We start from the raw sequence: 16,991 nt of genomic DNA, 5'->3' as shown, positions 1-16,991 counted from the left end.
ATAAATTAACAAATGTTACTATAATGCTGATAATAAGTGGAAGAGTGTTAGATAGTTTTTATAGAGATAGGGAAGAATAGCTAAAGGATAATGTTTTCTAGCACTACTTAAGCTGGATTTGGTTAGTTTCGGCATAAAAATAAGTTCTCAATTTAAATATGAGTTATGTTATAATTGCTAGGTGTGTTTTAACGATAATAAATTATGATTAAAAGATAATGTTAAGATTTTGTATGGAGGTCTTGGAATGTTAGCAAATCAAGCTAGGGTTAGATTTGAGCATTTTTTGCTCTTTTTTATTATTTTACAGCCTGTTTTAGATTTATTAACGTCTCTTAGCATCACTTTATTAAAGTCAAATGCTACCGTTGGAATTTTAGTAAGATTCCTTATTATGGCTGTTGGTGGTATTTACATTTTAATTCAGGCAAAAGAGAAGGAAAATAGAAAGTTTTTAATTTATCTTATATTATTAGCCGGCGTTTTAGGGATAGGATTTATTAATAACAAACTAGTTAAGGATCCTATTGTACTTGGTGAAGAAGTTAAATTCGTTGCGAAAGCATTATATATATATATTATGCTGGGATCATACATTTTAGCTTTAAAATCATTGAAAACGAAAGTTAATATTAGTGATAAGGTTCGAAATAGTATTGTATATTCTACATTAATCATTAACGCAATTATGGTTATTTCTATTTCAACATCTACTGACTTTGGTAGTTATGAATGGATGAAGGTTGGTTCTCGAGGTTGGTTCTATGCAGGGAATGAACTAGGTTCAATCTTAGCTATTATTTTCCCTATTGTGGTACTATATTCTATTCAAAAAACAAAGAGCTGGAAACATATTTTATATTGGATTCCATCACTTTTAATGATTTACTCATTAATTCAAGTTGGTACAAAAGTAGGAATGGGCTCAATTGGTGCTACGTTGGCAGCAGCAATCGGGATCATTGTACTACAATTATTATTTAATAGAAAAAATCCGAACAAAAAATCTCTTGCACTTAACGCAGTAATTGCTATTGTCCTATTAGCTGGTGTAGTTGGGACGTTTAAACAAACACCATTAGCACAAAATATGGGCATTCATAATAATTATTTATCAGAGCAAAATGTGGCTCAGCAAGGCCAAAAAGAACAAGAAATTAAAGATAAGTTGAAAAAAGAACAAGAACTTAAAGCAAAAGAAGAAAATCATCATAAAGTTGAAAAGCCAGAAGAAAAGGCGAAGATAGAAGAGGAAGTTAAGAAAGAACTTGAGAAAGAGCAAAAGAAAGAAAATCAAGAAAACCTTATTTTCAGTGGACGTCAAGTATATGAAGAAAGACATAAGCAGTTCTTTAAAGAAGCGCCAATGTCACAAAAGTTATTAGGAATGGGTTATGCAGGTAACTTTAAATACAATGAACAAAAGCAGCCAGATCCAAAACTAATTGAAATGGACTTCCATGATTGGTTTTACGATTTCGGGATTATTGGCTTTGTATTACTAATGATTCCATTTATTTATTACGGGCTAAGAATTCTACTAGCATTTGCTACGAGATTTAAGGACATATTTAATATAAAATATGGAATGATTTCAGCAAGCTTATTGTTAGCGTTAGGTATTGCTTATATTGCAGGACATATTTTAACAGCACCAGGAGTTGGAATTTACTTTGTAGTGGTGTTAGCTTATCTAATAGTAGACCTAGAAATTGAATGATAAAAATAAAAGCTAACTTTTGTTAGCTTTTATTTTTTAGTACAGTAAAATAAAAATAGATGGAAACGTAGCGAGGATTTAAAGGAGGAAAAAATATGAGAATATTGCATATGAATGCAGGAGCAGAAGATGGGGGAGGGAAAACACATATTATTTCACTTCTCGATCAGTTTCCAACTGGTGAAGTAGAATTAGCAGTATTTGAAGATGGAATTGTTGCGAAGGAAGCAAGGGAGTTAGGGATAAAAGTCCATGTGTTTTCACAAAAATCGCGCTATGATTTATCCATTTTAAAGAATATAAGTGAATTTATTAATAAAGAAAAATTTGATGTAGTTCATACACATGGTCCTAGGGCTAATTTCTATGTTTCTTTAATGAAAAAGAGAATAAAGGCAAAATGGGTAACGACTATTCATAGTGATCCATTTCAAGACTTTACTAAACAGGGCTTAAAAGGTTGGATTTTTACGAAATTAAATTTGAAAGCCTTAAAAAATATAGACTTATTTTTCGTTGTAACAAATAGATTGAAAAAAAGCTTGGCAGCATTAGGCATTTCAAATGACAAGATGCATGTTATTTATAATGGAATTGAATACGATCAGGAAAAAGCAGAAGGCTATAATAAAAAAGAAATGTTCAATATTGATGAAGATGTATTTACGGCAATCCAAGTAGCACGATTACATCCCGTCAAAGGACATGAAGTTTTATTCAATGCGTTACAACAAACAAAATTAGAGAAAATTAAAGTATTGTTAGTTGGCGATGGCCCATTAGAAGAAAATCTAAAGTCATTAGCTACTGAAAAAGGGATTAACGATAAAGTAGAGTTTTTAGGACATCGTCAAGATGTAAAACAATTATTTGCGTCGTCACATGTAAATTTATTAACTTCCCATAGTGAAGGGTTCCCACTAGTTTTATTAGAAGCGGCAAACCAACGTGTACCATCAATTGTGACTAGGGCTGGAGAAATTGAGCCATTAATCGTAGATGAAACTTACGGATGGATTGTGCCAACAGGTGATGGAAAGGCATTAGCATTAGCTTTAGAAGAAGCGTATGATAAGTGGAAAACGGGAGAATTAGCAGCAATGGGTAAACATATTTATGAGCATGCTACTATGAACTTCTCACTTCAAAAACTATATGAAGATACAAAAGAAACATATAAGCAATTAATAGCGAAAAACTTGTAATGATAGAGAGGATAGTTAACTATGGCAGTACAAACAGTTGATATTCTAGGCGTTCCTTTTTCTACAATGACAATGGATGAAACGGTCCAATATTTAAAAGAACAACTAGAAGCGGAACGAACTCATACGTTTCAGGTAGTAACAGCAAATCCTGAAATTGTTATGTGCGCAAAAAAGGATGAAAAGTTCTATCAAACATTATTGAATACAGATTTAATTACACCTGATGGTATTGGGGTTGTAAAGGCAAGTGGTATGCTTGGTAAACCTTTAAAAGAGCGTGTAGCAGGTTTTGATTTAATGTGTAATTTACTTGCGAAGTTATCAGAAGATAGTAAACCAGTATCTGTTTTCTTATTAGGTGCAAAGCCGCATGTTGTACAAGCTGCAGCAGATCATTTAACAAAGACATATTCAGCTGTATCCATCGCCGGTACACAAGATGGTTATTTTAAACAAGAAGACGAAGAGAATATTATTTCTCGCATTCAAGAAGCAAAACCAGATTTATTACTTGTTGCACTCGGTTTCCCGAGACAAGAGAACTTTATCCAAAACAATAAGCATCGTTTAGAAACGAAAATGGCTGTTGGAGTGGGTGGAAGTTTAGACGTATGGGCTGGAGAAGTAAAACGTGCACCAAAATGGATTCAAGCGATTCATTTAGAGTGGTTTTATAGATTATGCAGTAATCCAACACGCTGGCGTCGTCAGTTAGTATTAGCGGAATTTTTAAAAGAAGTAATGCGTTCGAAAAAGTAGCGAAATATCGCTGCTTTTTTTATTTGTTCATTTTTAATAAATTGAAACTTTAATCAGTGAGGCATCCCTACTGATTATTAGCCCTCACCAATCGGGATAGACGTTTTACTTTTTGGGAATGATGAAGGAGAAATTTTTTACACAAAAGTATTTTACTTATACAATTCACACATGTAAAATGATGTGTAAAGACACCTGTGTAAGGAGGACTTCTAGTGGGTAAGGTAAAAGAAATTTCGAAGCGCAAACTACTTGGTATAGCTGGGCTTGGATGGCTATTTGATGCAATGGATGTTGGAATGCTTTCATTTGTAATGGTAGCCTTGCAAAAGGATTGGGGATTAACGAGCCAGGAAATGGGCTGGATAGGTAGTATTAACTCAATCGGTATGGCAGTAGGAGCGCTTATTTTTGGGATACTATCAGATAAAATAGGGCGAAAATCAGTCTTTATTATTACATTATTATTATTTTCTATCGGTAGTGGTTTAACTGCGTTAACGACGACACTCGCGATGTTTCTCGTTTTACGCTTTGTAATTGGTATGGGGCTTGGCGGAGAGCTTCCGGTTGCCTCTACACTAGTATCAGAGAGTGTTGAAGCACATGAGCGTGGGAAAATTGTTGTGTTATTAGAAAGTTTTTGGGCAGGTGGATGGTTAATTGCAGCTCTTATCTCGTATTTTGTTATTCCGAAATATGGTTGGGAAATTGCGATGGTATTGAGTGCAGTTCCAGCACTATATGCTTTATATTTAAGATGGAATTTACCAGATTCCCCAAGGTTCCAAAAAGTTGAAAAAAGACCATCTGTTATTGAAAATATAAAATCAGTTTGGTCTGGGGAATATCGTAAAGCAACAATTATGCTATGGATTCTATGGTTTTGTGTTGTCTTTTCCTATTATGGAATGTTCCTTTGGTTACCGAGTGTAATGGTGCTAAAAGGGTTTAGTTTAATAAAAAGTTTCCAATACGTACTTATTATGACGTTAGCTCAACTTCCAGGGTATTTCACCGCTGCTTGGTTTATTGAACGTCTCGGTCGTAAATTTGTTTTGGTTACGTATTTAATCGGGACAGCTTGCAGTGCCTATTTGTTTGGGGTTGCGGATTCATTAACAGTATTAATCGTGGCAGGTATGTTACTATCCTTCTTTAACTTAGGTGCTTGGGGAGCATTATACGCCTATACACCTGAGCAGTATCCAACCGTTATTCGTGGTACAGGTGCAGGAATGGCAGCAGCGTTTGGGCGTATTGGTGGTATTCTTGGACCACTATTAGTGGGGTATTTAGTTGCCTCAGAAGCTTCACTATCATTAATATTTACGATTTTCTGCGGATCAATTTTAATTGGTGTATTCGCTGTAGTAATACTTGGACAAGAAACGAAGCAACGAGAATTAGTATAAAGTGAAATTTTAAATGTATGCCTGATCGTTTATTACCCTACACTACTCGGCTCTTTCTAGGCAGTTAATGTAGGATAAAGGGGGAGAGGAAACCGAAGGGGTTTCCTTTTTTCTGTTTTTTTAGATAAATAATGGTATAGTAAGAAAAAGGGATTATTTCTTATAAAAGCGAATGTATACAGCAGGACATATGGACAAAGAATTAGGTGGTTGAAGAAATGAAAATTTTACTGATCATGGAAGAGGCAGAAGAGAGAAGAGAGTTAGCTGAAAATTTCACTGAAAATATGAGAAATGTAGAATGTTTTGAAGCAAAGACAGGAACAGAATCTTTATTTATGATGAAAAAACATATACCAGACTTTGTTTTTTTAAGTTCCAAATTACTAGATGGTACTGGTTTTGAATATGCAAGTTTATTACGAGAAATAAATTGCTATACAAAATTTATTTTTGTAGGTGAAAACATAGAGGAATCTATTACAGCTTTTCGTTTCCAAGCATTTTATTATTTATTACGACCATTTCGTGAAGAAGATTTACAATTTCTTTTATATAAAATAGGTAAAGAACAAGGTGAGAAAGCAAAGAGTTATTTGCGGAAACTACCGATAGAAAGTCAAGAAGGTATACGATATATGCTTCCAGAAGATATCGTATATGTAAGTAAAAATAAAGAAAATAAAACTGTTTCAATTTACACAACGAATAATCAGTATATTTCAACATATACACTTCAGGAATTAGAAAATAAGCTAAATGCATATGATTTTTTACGTGTGCATAAAAGCTATTTAATTAATATGTCATATGTAAAAGAACTGAAACCTTATTATAATGGCACGTATAATTTGTATTTAGATAGGTATGATGAGCAACCGATTCCAGTCAGTCGTAATTATGTAAAACGCCTTCGAAATAACATTGAATTATAGTAGGTAATGAGAGTATTTTAACATGATAAACTGAAAATCCTTCATGATAAGGAGGATTCAAGTTAAATATTCAGAAAATTTAGTACAATCTCCACTAAGAAATAGTATTGGGGGAATTGTATGTGAAGACATTGAAATCGATCTTACTTTGGGGCGTTATTACAGCAGTAGGAGCAGGTGCTTTTGGGGTAATAGCTTTATCACAAGGTGAAACCATTAATGCTGTATGGCTCTTAGTAGCTGCCGTATGTGTATATGCAGTTGCTTATCGTTTTTATAGTAGATTTATAGCGAGAAAGGTTTTTAATTTAGATGATAATCGGCAAACACCAGCCCATACATTAAACGATGGGAAAGACTATGTTCCGACAAATAAGTGGGTATTATTTGGACATCACTTTGCAGCGATTGCTGGGGCGGGACCTTTAGTAGGACCGATTTTAGCAGCACAAATGGGATATTTACCAGGGACCATTTGGATTATTGTTGGGGTAGTTGTTGCGGGGGCTGTCCAAGATTTTGTCATTTTATTTGCTTCGATGAGACGTAATGGTAAATCGTTAGGAGAAATGATTAAGGATGAGATTGGACCTGTTACAGGACTAATTGCAATGATAGGTATTTTAGGAATTATGATTATTTTATTAGCAGTATTAGCGTTAGTCGTAGTAAAGGCACTGATCGGAAGTCCTTGGGGAATGTTTACGATAGCAGCAACGATTCCTATCGCTATTTTAATGGGAGTTTATATGCGCTATATTAGGCCTGGTCGTGTTGGAGAAGGGTCAGTAATTGGTATTATCCTACTTATTTTATCTCTTGTTGGAGGACAGTATGTAGCAGAAAATCCAACACTTGCAAGTATGTTCACATTTAGTGGTGAAACAATTGCTATTATGCTTATTGTATATGGATTTATTGCATCTGCATTACCAGTTTGGATGCTATTAGCACCACGTGATTATTTAAGTACATTTTTAAAAGTTGGAACAATCGTTGGATTGGCGATTGGTATTTTAATTGTAGCACCCAATTTACAAATGCCAGCAGTTTCGCAATTTATTGATGGAACTGGTCCTGTTTTCTCCGGTAATTTATTCCCGTTCTTATTTATTACGATTGCCTGTGGTGCGGTCTCTGGATTCCATGCTCTCGTTTCATCTGGTACAACTCCAAAAATGATTGAGCAAGAGGGACACGCACAGCCAATCGGTTACGGAGCAATGTTAATGGAGTCGTTTGTAGCGGCGATGGCAATGATTGCAGCTTGTGTATTAACGCCAGGAACTTATTTTGCGATTAATAGTCCTGCGGCACTTATTGGTACGGATGTATCACAGGCAGCTCAAGTTATTTCTTCATGGGGATTTGCTATTACACCAAATGAACTAAAAGAACTTGCTGTAAATGTTGGAGAGCAAACAATTTTATCACGTACAGGTGGCGCACCGACGTTAGCAATAGGTATGGCATATATTTTCTCACAAGTAATAGGTGGGACGGCGATGATGGCATTCTGGTATCATTTTGCCATTCTTTTTGAAGCCCTATTTATTTTAACAACGATTGACGCAGGAACGCGTGTAGGACGATTTATGATTCAAGATATTTTAGGGCATGTATATAAGCCTTTTGCGAAAACAGATTCTACATTAGCGAATGTAATAGCTACAACGTTATGTGTATTAGGGTGGGGATATTTCCTATACCAAGGGGTAATAGATCCGCTCGGTGGAATTAATACATTATGGCCGCTTTTCGGTATTGCAAATCAAATGTTAGCGGGTATCGCATTATTACTTGGAACGACAATTTTGTTCAAAATGGGGAAAAAGGCGTACGTTTGGGTAACACTTATTCCAACTGTGGGATTGCTTATTGTAACAATGACAGCTGGTTATCAAAAGCTATTTCATGAAAATCCTAAAATCGGATTTCTATCTCACGCAAAGGTGTTTCAGGGAGCGCTAGATGAAGGGAAAGTGTTAGCACCAGCTAAAAATGTTGCTCAAATGAAGCAAATTATTTTTAATGATTATATCGATGCAGCGCTTTGTGGGATTTTTATGATAGTTGTAATCGCTGTGTTAATTTCAGCACTTCGAATTTGGATACAAGTATTGAGAAATAAGCCAATGCCGTTAAAAGAGGCACCATATATTCCTAGAGATGAAAGTGAGTCGAGGAACTATGCTTAAAAAGCTGTGGCAAGTATGGGGGAAAAGGAAGCGCTTTATTAGTTTGCTCGTTGGGGTACCAAGTTATGAAGTATACGTAGAGCATATGAAAAAGCATCATCCTGAAGAAGAGGTTGTATGTCAAAAGCAATTTTTTGCTGAGGCACAAGAAGCAAGATTTAATGCAAAGGGTGGAAAAATATCACGCTGTTGTTAATGAAAAAGGGCGAGTTTTCGCCCTTTTTATTTTTTTTGCTGTTTCACGTGGAACAGCAAAAAAATAAACAAAAAACTTTGGGAATTATAGGGATTTCGTATACAATAAAGTGAGGAAGGGGATAGATGGAAAAGTAGGGAGATTATTTTATGTTAAGGGACTTATTTGTAAATACAACAATTATTATTTCCTTTATTTTTGTTGGAGGTCAGCTTTTAAGGGATAAACCGTTAAAAGAAGAATTCTCTTTTTTGCAGAAGTGTGTAATCGGTATTTTTACTGGAATATTAGGTGTACTGTTAATGCATTTTGGTGTACACATTGAAGATATTATGTTGGATTTACGTTATTTAGCCGTTATTTTGGCAATTATAGTTGGAGGTCCGGTAGCTAGTAGTATAACAGTTACTATAATTTTAATTACTCGGCTAATTTTTACTGAGTACTCTTTAGCTTCCGAATTGGCTTGCTATACAATTTTACTAAGTGGAATTGGTGTTATCTTTATTGCAAGAATACAAACTTCGATTACGTTAAAGTTAGTATGGTTACACGTATACTGCCTTTCTATTTTGATAGTACCGATGTATATATTATTTAATGATATATCTGTAGTTGTACTATATTTAATTTCAAGTATTACTACAGGTTACATAACATTCGTAAGTACAAACTATGTTTTACAATCCAATGAGTTATTTCAAAAGATGAAACAATACGCAACGATAGATGCATTGACAGGTCTAGGAAACGTAAGGCAGTTTGATTTAGAGATGAATCATCATATTAGTAATAAGAACATGAAAAATGATTCGCTTTGTTTACTCCTTATAGATATTGATCACTTTAAGTATGTAAATGATACGTACGGGCATCCTGCAGGGGACGAAGTGTTAAAACAAGTAGGATGTATTTTACGAGAAACTTCACAATTTCCAGATTTGGCTTTTCGAAAGGGGGGAGAGGAGTTTGCGCTTTTGATACCGAATAAGGGATTAGCTTACGGAATTTGTATGGGCGAGCAAATTCGTACAGCTGTTGAAAGTCACCCATTTCAATTGTTAGATGGAACAAAAATAAAAATTACGGTTTCGGTAGGGGTTTCAGAGTATGAAGGGTCATCAGAGCAATTTATTCAAGCGGCGGATGATGCGTTATACTACTCGAAACGAAATGGTAGAAATAAGGTCAGCTCTGCATCTTAAAGATAAGATGACCAGAAGACATAAAGCTTATAAAAAACACTCACAGAGTCAATGTATGAACCTTGTGAGTGTTTTTATTTATATATTAGACAAGTTCTTTTGATACAACGAATTTACGATATGCACCATGGTGAGTTGGACCTACGTATTCGTTAATTTTGAATGAGTAACGAATAGCAGCTGTGATGAATTCTTTAGCAGTTTTTACTGCTTCTTTCACAGGTTTTCCTTTTGCAAGTTCTGCTGTAATTGCAGCAGAATATGTACAACCTGCACCGTGTGTATTGGTTGTATCGATTTTTTCTGATTCTAGAAGATCGAATGTTTCTCCATCATATAGGACGTCGATTGCAGTTTCCGTACCAAGTTTGCTTCCGCCTTTAATTAGTACGTATTTGGCACCTAAAGCGTGGATTTTCTTCGCTGCTTCTTTCATGTCCTCAAGAGAATTAATTTTCACACCGCTTAATTGGTAAGCTTCAAATAAGTTTGGCGTTACAACTAATGCCTTTGGCACAAGAACGTCACGTAAGCAATCGTTCGTTTCAGGATGTAATGCTTCATCTGCACCTTTACATACCATAACAGGGTCAACTACTACATTTTTGAAGTTGTGCTTTTCAATTGTTTCTGCAACCATTTCGATAATTTCTACTGATCCAAGCATACCTGTTTTTAAAGCGTCTACGCCAACACCTTCAATTGTTGTTTCTAATTGTGGTTTTAATGTAGAAGCTGGGATTGGAAATACGTTATGTGCCCAACCGTTATGTGGATCCATCGTTACGATTGTTGTAAGAGATGTCATTCCGTATACGCCAAGTTCTTGGAATGTTTTTAAATCTGCTTGTATACCAGCACCGCCACTTGTGTCAGAACCAGCGATAGTAAGTGCTTTATTTAATGTCATTATGAAAGCCCCCTCAAGTGATATAATGAAAACTATGTTTTCACCATTATATCAATGTTACGAATAAGTACAAAGTGAAAAGTAGATGATTTATTTTAAGAGCTATTTAAAATCTTGTATGCAGGAGACTGAGTATGTTTCGAGATAATCGTACAAATGAATTAGTTATATTAAAGGAAATTGCAGAAACATTAAATACATCAAATGATACATATCATGTATTGCAAGCTGTCTTAGAGAAATTACTAAGTGTAACAGGCTTAGCGACAGGATGGATTTTTCTTGCGGATGAAAATGGGAAGTATACGAAGTTGATTGATTACCAATTACCAGAGGCACTTACATATGAAAATAAACGCCCGATGTGCGAAGGTGAGTGTTGGTGTTTACGAGGTTTTGTAGATGGAAAATTAGAGAGAGCCGTTAATATTATTGAATGCAAAAGAATTAATAATGCAATTGAATATAATTGGGGAGATACGGAGGGCATTCTTCATCATGCTACGGTTCCTTTAAAAGCTGGAGGAGAAAAATTTGGGTTGTTAAATGTTGCAAGTCCGGGTAAAACACATTTTTCGGAAGAAGAATTAGTATTACTCCAATCGGTTGCTTTCCAAATTGGTACGGCTTTAAAGCGAACAAAATTATATGAAAATGAAAAAAGAAGAGCACATTATTATGTGAAATTAGAGCGTTTCATTCAAGATTTAAAAACGATTCATAAGTTTAATGTATTACCTGAAAAGGTGGTAAATCACGTAGGTGAAGTATTTCAATGGAATCAAGTAGCGCTTTTTATTAGGGAGGAAAAAGAATTATCTCTGCGAGCGTCTTACGTTCAGGAAGAGTTACAAGAGGATGTAAAAGAGGCGGCCAACAAGGCGTTAGAGCAAGATGAACCAGTTCTAATAAAACATCAAATAGGGCATAATGTGCATCTAAATCAAACTGTTATTGCTACGCCAATACATATTCAAAACCATATATTTGGTGTTTTATGTGTTAGCTTGAATAATGGAGAGTTTGATGCTAATACAATAGATGTAATTCAAGCGCTATCAAACCATGTTTCGTTAATAATAGAGAATTTGAGGTTAAACGAGCAGCGCCGTGAACTTGTACGAATGGAAGAAAGAAACCGATTAGCAAGAGATTTACATGATTCTGTTTCGCAAAAATTATTTTCATTAACCTTCATGACAAAAGGCGCCGAGGCAGTTTTAAAAGGTAAAAATGAAAAGGTAGATCAATCTTTGCATGAGATGCGTGAACTTGCACAAGGAGCTTTGAAAGAAATGAGGACATTAATTTGGCAGCTTCGTCCGGCAGGATTAGAAAAAGGATTATTGCCAGCTCTAAAGCAGTACGGTGAAAATTTGGGACTGAAAATTAGGGAGCAAGTTACGGGTGTTCGTGATTTACCTCGTGTAGTAGAAGAAGCTTTATGGCGCATTGGCCAAGAAGCACTGAACAATGTAAGTAAGCATGCAGGTGTAAAAGAAGCGACGATTTATTTTACAGTGAATGAGAAAAATGTATCATTAGAAATAGTTGATCAAGGAAAGGGCTTTGTGGAAAAGAATATAAAAGAAAAGAAATCACTAGGTATGACTACGATGCGTGAAAGAGTAGAATTAGTTGGTGGAACAATTAAAATTGTAAGTAGTAATAAACGAACGAGCGTAAAAGTAAATGTACCATTATGATGTGAAAATGAGGGAAGTTTGTGAAAATAAAAGTATTGTTAGTTGATGATCATACAGTTGTTTTAAAAGGATTAGCGTTTTTCTTAAGTACACAGGAAGATTTAGATTTAGTTGGAGAAGCGAATAATGGGAAAGAAGCGTTAGTGAAAGTAGGAGAAACAAATCCTGATGTTATATTAATGGATTTATATATGCCTGAAATGGATGGTGTTGAGGCGACGGCATATATTAAAAAAGAGTATCCAAATGTGAAAGTAATTGTGTTAACTAGCTTTTCTGATCAGGCGCATGTGTTACCTGCATTAAGGGCTGGAGCAAGTGGGTATATTTTAAAAGATGTAGAACCGGATCAGCTTGTTGAGGCTATTCGAAGTGCATATAAAGGTAATATTCAATTACATCCGGATATAGCAAATGCTCTTCTCTCTCAAACATTACCTGTAGAAGAAAAGGAAGAAGAACCTTCTATTCAAGTGGATGTGCTAACAGCGAGAGAAAATGAGGTGTTGCAACTATTAGCAAAAGGGATGAGCAATAAGGAAATTGCATCTGTTTTAGTTATTACAGAAAAGACGGTTAAGGCGCATGTAAGTAGCATTTTGAGTAAATTAAATTTATCCGATCGTACGCAAGCGGCGTTATATGCAGTGAAAAATGGGATTGTATAAGACAAAAGTCGTAAGACCTAGTTCGCCTTTAGAAGGTGGACTTTTTTTATGGAAAAATACGTCTATGTGAGGACGAAATTGTCTTGATATAAAGATAAAATATGTTTGTAAGCAACAAAACAACAATTACAAGGGATACCTTTTTTGAAAGCATATAACAACATAAGAGTGAGTACTAGGAGGAAGAAATAATGGCGACAGTTTTATTCGTTAAAGCAAACAACCGTCCAGCGGAACAAGCAGTTAGTGTAAAATTATATGAGGCATTTTTAGCAAACTATAAAGAAGCACACCCAAATGATACAGTAGTAGAACTGGATTTATATAAAGAAGAATTACCATATGTAGGTGTAGACATGATCAATGGTACATTCAAGGCAGGTAAAGGATTTGATTTAACAGAAGAAGAGGCAAAAGCAGTAGCAGTTGCTGATAAGTATTTAAATCAATTCCTAGAAGCTGATAAAGTTGTTTTCGGCTTCCCATTATGGAACTTAACGATTCCAGCGGTGCTACACACATATATTGATTATTTAAACCGTGCTGGTAAAACGTTCAAATACACGCCAGAGGGTCCAGTTGGCCTAATCGGTGATAAGAAGATTGCATTATTAAATGCACGAGGCGGCGTATATTCAGAAGGTCCAGCAGCTGAGGTAGAAATGGCTGTTAAATATGTAGCAAGTATGATGGGCTTCTTCGGCGCAACAAACATGGAAACAGTAATTATTGAAGGACATAACCAATTCCCAGATAAAGCAGAAGAAATCATTGCTACAGGTCTTGAAGAAGCAGCTAAAGTAGCAAGTAAATTTTAATTAAAATTATAATCGTCACTCGAAAAAGCAGCATTAACATGTAAACGTTAATGCTGCTTTTTTTATATTTTTAGTTCATCAGCAAGTTTTTTTAATTGAATTCGATCTCGTATGTAATAGGTTCTTCCGTCTTTTTTTAAGTAATTTTGTTGGCAAAACTGATTTAATACATATAAAAGATGACGGTAGCTGACATTTAAATATTCCGAGGCCTCAGTATGCTTTTCTATATAACAATTATTTTGTTCTGTTAATAAAATAAAAGCAGCTAATCGATTTTCAAAAGGATAACTATAGTTTTTTGCGTAATTTTCAGTGCGAGTAATTGTCTTTTCTCCAATAAATTTGCATAAGTGCTGTAAAAACGTTGCATCTTGTAATAAAAGTTGCTGACAATCTTTAAGAGGAAGTGCCAAACAAACACAATCTTCTAGTACTTCAACGGACTTAGTAATATTTTCTACTCCTATTAATCCTAATTCCCCGATAAATGATGGTGCTTGAATAAAATTAATTAATGAAACCTTCCCGTTTTTATGACTCATATATATTTTTGCCTTCCCAGAAATTAAGTAATAGAGATAAGGGAGAGCATTTCCTTCGCTACATATCATCTCTTTCGTTTGAAAAGAATGCAGCTCTACATATGGCAAGACATGAAATGAAAATAGGGTATGGAATTGATGGATTTGCATGTATTGATAAATTTCTTCCTCATTTTTGCTGATTTTCATATTTTCACCCCTATGTATAGTATGAGATATCTCCTATTATCTTTACAAGAAGGAATGATACGATTTATGTAAATTTGTTTTTGTAGAAAAGAGAGTGTGATGAATTTATGAAAAAATATAAAACATTGCTATTTGATGTAGATGATACATTATTAGATTTCCAAAAGGCTGAAAAAATGGCTTTACGAGTGCTTTTTGAAGAGAAGGGAATCTCTTTAACAGACGAGATAGAGGCTCGTTATAAAAAAATAAATAAAGGTCTTTGGGATGCTTTTGAAAAAGGTGAACTATCACGCAATGAAGTTATAAATACACGATTCTCTCTGTTGTTTCAAGAGTATGGAGAAGAAGTAGACGGAATATTATTCGAAAATAATTACCGTAACTACTTAGAAGAAGGAAATCAACTCATGCAAGGTGCGTTTGAATTTATAAATCAAATTCAAGGGGAGTATGAGTTGTATATAGTGACAAATGGTGTTTCTAAGACGCAAGATAAACGTTTGCGTAATGCAGGGTTACATTCATTGTTTAAAGATGTTTTTGTTTCAGAAGATACAGGTTTTCAAAAGCCGATGAAAGAGTATTTTGATTATGTTTTTGAACGGATTCCTAACTTTGCACCTGAAGAAGGGCTGATTATTGGTGATTCATTAAGCGCTGATATTAAAGGTGGATATGTAGCGGGAATTGATACTTGTTGGTTTAATCCAGAAAGGAAATTAAATGATAGTGGGATTATACCGACATATGAAGTGCATAATTTTGAGGAGTTAGAAGCGTTATTAAAGCAGCATGTGTAATAAAAAAATAGACAGTGGAGCTTTCGTCTACACTGTCTATTTTTGTTAATTTGTATTCTCGTTATGTTTTGGGAGTGGAAAGGCATTCCCAATAGCAGCTGCACCAAGCATTGGCAATAGTAAATTAAGCGGGAAAAACATAAGTAATAGCAATGTAATAGCTATTGGCTTTCGTAACGCATAGCTCGAAATTGCTGTCGTTACGATAGCAACGGACGCTACTGGATCTATAGGAAGAATAGATGCTATAGCGTATCCAACACTTGATCCGGAAAATATAATTGGGAATATATGTCCACCCCGCCACCCTGTGTTCAAACAAACGGCAGTAATACACAACTTTAAAATCCCTGAAAGAAGTAGTATCCAAAAAGATAAATGGCTCCATTCAACAACTAACTCTTTTAATTGATGTTCCCCTGAAAATAATGTGTACGGAAGAAAAGTTCCTGCAATTCCTAATAAAATGCCACCGATAATTCCGAGTGTCAGCTTGTATTCCCTAAAAGGGTGAATTAACTTCTCTAATGTGAATTCTAACTTGAAATAAAAGAAACCAACTATAGCACCGATACTAGCAAGTGGAAGAAATGCGATCCATTCATTGAAAGAAAGTGCACCTTCCCCGAAATCAACAATAAAGGATCCACGATTATCGAGTTTACTCAGTAGTAAATAAACAGAAAAACCTGCGAAAGTAGTAGCTAAGTATACAATTGCCTTTTTTCCTTTAGAAAAAGCAGCAATTTGTTCCCCCTCATTTTCATTCGGTGCTAAATAACCGAATAATGGTGCGTTAAAAATGACACTTAAAGTAGCGCCAATTCCAATCTCGGTTAGCTCATTCATACCCTTTAAGGCAAATTTAAAGCGATCCCCTACCCATGTGCACAGTCCGCCTATAATTCCAACTAGTGCGGCTTCTGGACCAAGACTAGCTCCGAAAATTAAAACAATAATCGCTGTTAAAGTAGCCTGATGGACAAAGCGATATTCGATTCGACCAGTTTTTTTATATTCAGTCATCACTTCAGGCATAAGGCGTGGATATATACCGAAATATTTTTGTGATAGACCAACGAGGACCCCGCCAATTATTGTTACGCAAAGGGTGTAATAAGAGGGATAAGAGAGAACTTCAGGCAAGTATCCCCAAATAAAGTGGATTCCAATATTTATTGTGACTAAAAATAACCAGACTGTAGCTCCTACTATAGATCCTAGAAGAATGCCATATAGAGTAAGTATGTACTGCATATCTTTTTTATTTGTCATGTTATACCTCCGTTATGTAAATCTCAGTAGGGAAAAAGTGAAATATACTAGTGGAAAATGGATTGAATATATATAGTATCTTTTTGAGAGGACCGCCTATTCAACATATAGGCTGAATTTTAGAGAATTTGAATTTATAGGTTAAATTACTTATTTAATTTTATAGACTGATTTGAGTTTTTTAAAGGTCTTTTTTGAAATAGACTAGAATATATTTCTTTTGTTGCTTTATATGAAACTGTTAACATTTATTTTAGAACATTCAGAAAAACTGTTTGACATTAGGAAATTATTGCTATAAAATCAACGGTAATTGCATAGTCTTATCAAGAAAAGGTGGAGGGACAGGCCCGATGAAACCTTGGCAACAGCCGTATAACGGAATTGTGCCAAATCCTGCAGGTAGTAATCCTGAGAGATAAGAAAGAGCCTTTAGAGCGT

Annotated in this window: 15 protein-coding genes and 1 riboswitch; of the genes, 12 read left to right on the top strand and 3 right to left on the bottom strand. The window is 35.0% G+C overall.

Features of this window, described 5'->3' with window-relative positions:
• Positions 1-247: 247 nt before the first annotated feature.
• The 8 genes from IBT51_RS22560 (at position 248) to IBT51_RS22525 (ending at position 9,636) form a co-directional block, all read left to right on the top strand.
• Positions 248-1,720, top strand: coding sequence for an O-antigen ligase family protein (locus tag IBT51_RS22560; RefSeq protein WP_053563281.1), 1,473 nt, complete (start codon positions 248-250; stop codon positions 1,718-1,720).
• Between the two features lie 95 nt (positions 1,721-1,815).
• Positions 1,816-2,925 carry a glycosyltransferase family 4 protein gene (locus tag IBT51_RS22555; protein WP_200458666.1) on the top strand — a complete coding sequence of 370 codons (1,110 nt, stop codon included), beginning with the start codon at positions 1,816-1,818 and terminating at the stop codon, positions 2,923-2,925.
• 21 nt (positions 2,926-2,946) lie between these two features.
• A complete protein-coding gene (locus IBT51_RS22550; RefSeq protein ID WP_200458667.1) occupies positions 2,947-3,687 on the top strand; it encodes a WecB/TagA/CpsF family glycosyltransferase in 741 nt (246 codons plus the stop codon).
• 215 nt (positions 3,688-3,902) lie between these two features.
• Complete coding sequence (locus IBT51_RS22545) at positions 3,903-5,102, top strand: MFS transporter (protein WP_063549207.1); 1,200 nt, start codon at positions 3,903-3,905, stop codon at positions 5,100-5,102.
• Between the two features lie 218 nt (positions 5,103-5,320).
• Positions 5,321-6,037: a LytR/AlgR family response regulator transcription factor gene (locus IBT51_RS22540; protein ID WP_000698259.1), complete on the top strand. Its 717-nt coding sequence runs from the start codon at positions 5,321-5,323 to the stop codon at positions 6,035-6,037.
• Between the two features lie 122 nt (positions 6,038-6,159).
• Entirely contained in the window at positions 6,160-8,235 is a 2,076-nt protein-coding gene (gene cstA, locus IBT51_RS22535; RefSeq protein ID WP_023523603.1) for a carbon starvation protein CstA, read from the top strand.
• The gene (locus IBT51_RS22530; RefSeq protein ID WP_023523602.1) at positions 8,228-8,431 is read left to right on the top strand and encodes a YbdD/YjiX family protein; all 204 of its coding nucleotides are present in this window, start codon (positions 8,228-8,230) and stop codon (positions 8,429-8,431) included. Before cstA ends, IBT51_RS22530 begins: the two co-directional genes overlap by 8 nt.
• Positions 8,432-8,580: 149 nt before the next feature.
• Positions 8,581-9,636, top strand: a complete 1,056-nt coding sequence (locus IBT51_RS22525; RefSeq protein WP_000942875.1) for a GGDEF domain-containing protein — start codon at positions 8,581-8,583, stop codon at positions 9,634-9,636.
• Between the two features lie 85 nt (positions 9,637-9,721).
• On the opposite strand, the gene pdxK is transcribed toward IBT51_RS22525, so the two are convergent.
• The gene (pdxK, locus tag IBT51_RS22520) at positions 9,722-10,546 is read right to left on the bottom strand and encodes a pyridoxine/pyridoxal/pyridoxamine kinase (protein WP_000174252.1); all 825 of its coding nucleotides are present in this window, start codon (positions 10,544-10,546) and stop codon (positions 9,722-9,724) included.
• Positions 10,547-10,680: 134 nt separating this feature from the next.
• Between pdxK and IBT51_RS22515 the strand changes: the two genes are divergently transcribed.
• The 3 genes from IBT51_RS22515 (at position 10,681) to IBT51_RS22505 (ending at position 13,738) form a co-directional block, all read left to right on the top strand.
• On the top strand, positions 10,681-12,252 hold the full coding sequence (locus IBT51_RS22515) for a GAF domain-containing sensor histidine kinase (RefSeq protein WP_089172052.1): 1,572 nt from the start codon (positions 10,681-10,683) through the stop codon (positions 12,250-12,252).
• Between the two features lie 20 nt (positions 12,253-12,272).
• Positions 12,273-12,920, top strand: a complete 648-nt coding sequence (locus IBT51_RS22510; protein ID WP_071713913.1) for a response regulator — start codon at positions 12,273-12,275, stop codon at positions 12,918-12,920.
• 191 nt (positions 12,921-13,111) lie between these two features.
• Positions 13,112-13,738, top strand: coding sequence for an FMN-dependent NADH-azoreductase (locus IBT51_RS22505; RefSeq protein WP_000246722.1), 627 nt, complete (start codon positions 13,112-13,114; stop codon positions 13,736-13,738).
• 62 nt (positions 13,739-13,800) lie between these two features.
• Here the strand turns inward: IBT51_RS22505 and IBT51_RS22500 are convergent, their stop codons facing one another.
• Complete coding sequence (locus IBT51_RS22500) at positions 13,801-14,472, bottom strand: transcriptional regulator YeiL (protein WP_095689942.1); 672 nt, start codon at positions 14,470-14,472, stop codon at positions 13,801-13,803.
• Positions 14,473-14,579: 107 nt separating this feature from the next.
• Between IBT51_RS22500 and IBT51_RS22495 the strand changes: the two genes are divergently transcribed.
• Positions 14,580-15,275 (top strand): YjjG family noncanonical pyrimidine nucleotidase, encoded by a 696-nt coding sequence (locus IBT51_RS22495; RefSeq protein ID WP_090978327.1) that lies wholly within the window; start codon positions 14,580-14,582, stop codon positions 15,273-15,275.
• A gap of 45 nt (positions 15,276-15,320) precedes the next feature.
• Here IBT51_RS22495 and IBT51_RS22490 read toward each other — a convergent pair whose 3' ends face one another.
• Positions 15,321-16,550 carry a chloride channel protein gene (locus IBT51_RS22490; protein WP_200458668.1) on the bottom strand — a complete coding sequence of 410 codons (1,230 nt, stop codon included), beginning with the start codon at positions 16,548-16,550 and terminating at the stop codon, positions 15,321-15,323.
• Positions 16,551-16,870: 320 nt separating this feature from the next.
• A riboswitch (SAM riboswitch) is annotated at positions 16,871-16,975 on the top strand.
• Positions 16,976-16,991 lie beyond the last annotated feature (16 nt).

This window comes from Bacillus sp. S71, from assembly GCF_016625265.1.
Lineage (GTDB): Bacteria > Bacillota > Bacilli > Bacillales > Bacillaceae_G > Bacillus_A > Bacillus_A cereus.
Note: the sequence above shows the minus strand (reverse complement) of the source record. Positions and strands in the feature narration are given on the sequence as shown.

Coding starts and splice junctions, on each gene's coding strand:
- IBT51_RS22495 (WP_090978327.1), top strand. CDS start 14,580: ATGAAAAAATATAAAACATTGCTATTTGATGTAGATGATACATTATTA.
- IBT51_RS22500 (WP_095689942.1), bottom strand. CDS start 14,472: ATGAAAATCAGCAAAAATGAGGAAGAAATTTATCAATACATGCAAATC.
- IBT51_RS22540 (WP_000698259.1), top strand. CDS start 5,321: ATGAAAATTTTACTGATCATGGAAGAGGCAGAAGAGAGAAGAGAGTTA.
- pdxK (WP_000174252.1), bottom strand. CDS start 10,546: ATGACATTAAATAAAGCACTTACTATCGCTGGTTCTGACACAAGTGGC.
- IBT51_RS22530 (WP_023523602.1), top strand. CDS start 8,228: ATGCTTAAAAAGCTGTGGCAAGTATGGGGGAAAAGGAAGCGCTTTATT.
- IBT51_RS22525 (WP_000942875.1), top strand. CDS start 8,581: ATGTTAAGGGACTTATTTGTAAATACAACAATTATTATTTCCTTTATT.
- IBT51_RS22490 (WP_200458668.1), bottom strand. CDS start 16,550: ATGACAAATAAAAAAGATATGCAGTACATACTTACTCTATATGGCATT.
- IBT51_RS22555 (WP_200458666.1), top strand. CDS start 1,816: ATGAGAATATTGCATATGAATGCAGGAGCAGAAGATGGGGGAGGGAAA.
- IBT51_RS22505 (WP_000246722.1), top strand. CDS start 13,112: ATGGCGACAGTTTTATTCGTTAAAGCAAACAACCGTCCAGCGGAACAA.
- IBT51_RS22560 (WP_053563281.1), top strand. CDS start 248: ATGTTAGCAAATCAAGCTAGGGTTAGATTTGAGCATTTTTTGCTCTTT.
- IBT51_RS22550 (WP_200458667.1), top strand. CDS start 2,947: ATGGCAGTACAAACAGTTGATATTCTAGGCGTTCCTTTTTCTACAATG.
- IBT51_RS22515 (WP_089172052.1), top strand. CDS start 10,681: ATGTTTCGAGATAATCGTACAAATGAATTAGTTATATTAAAGGAAATT.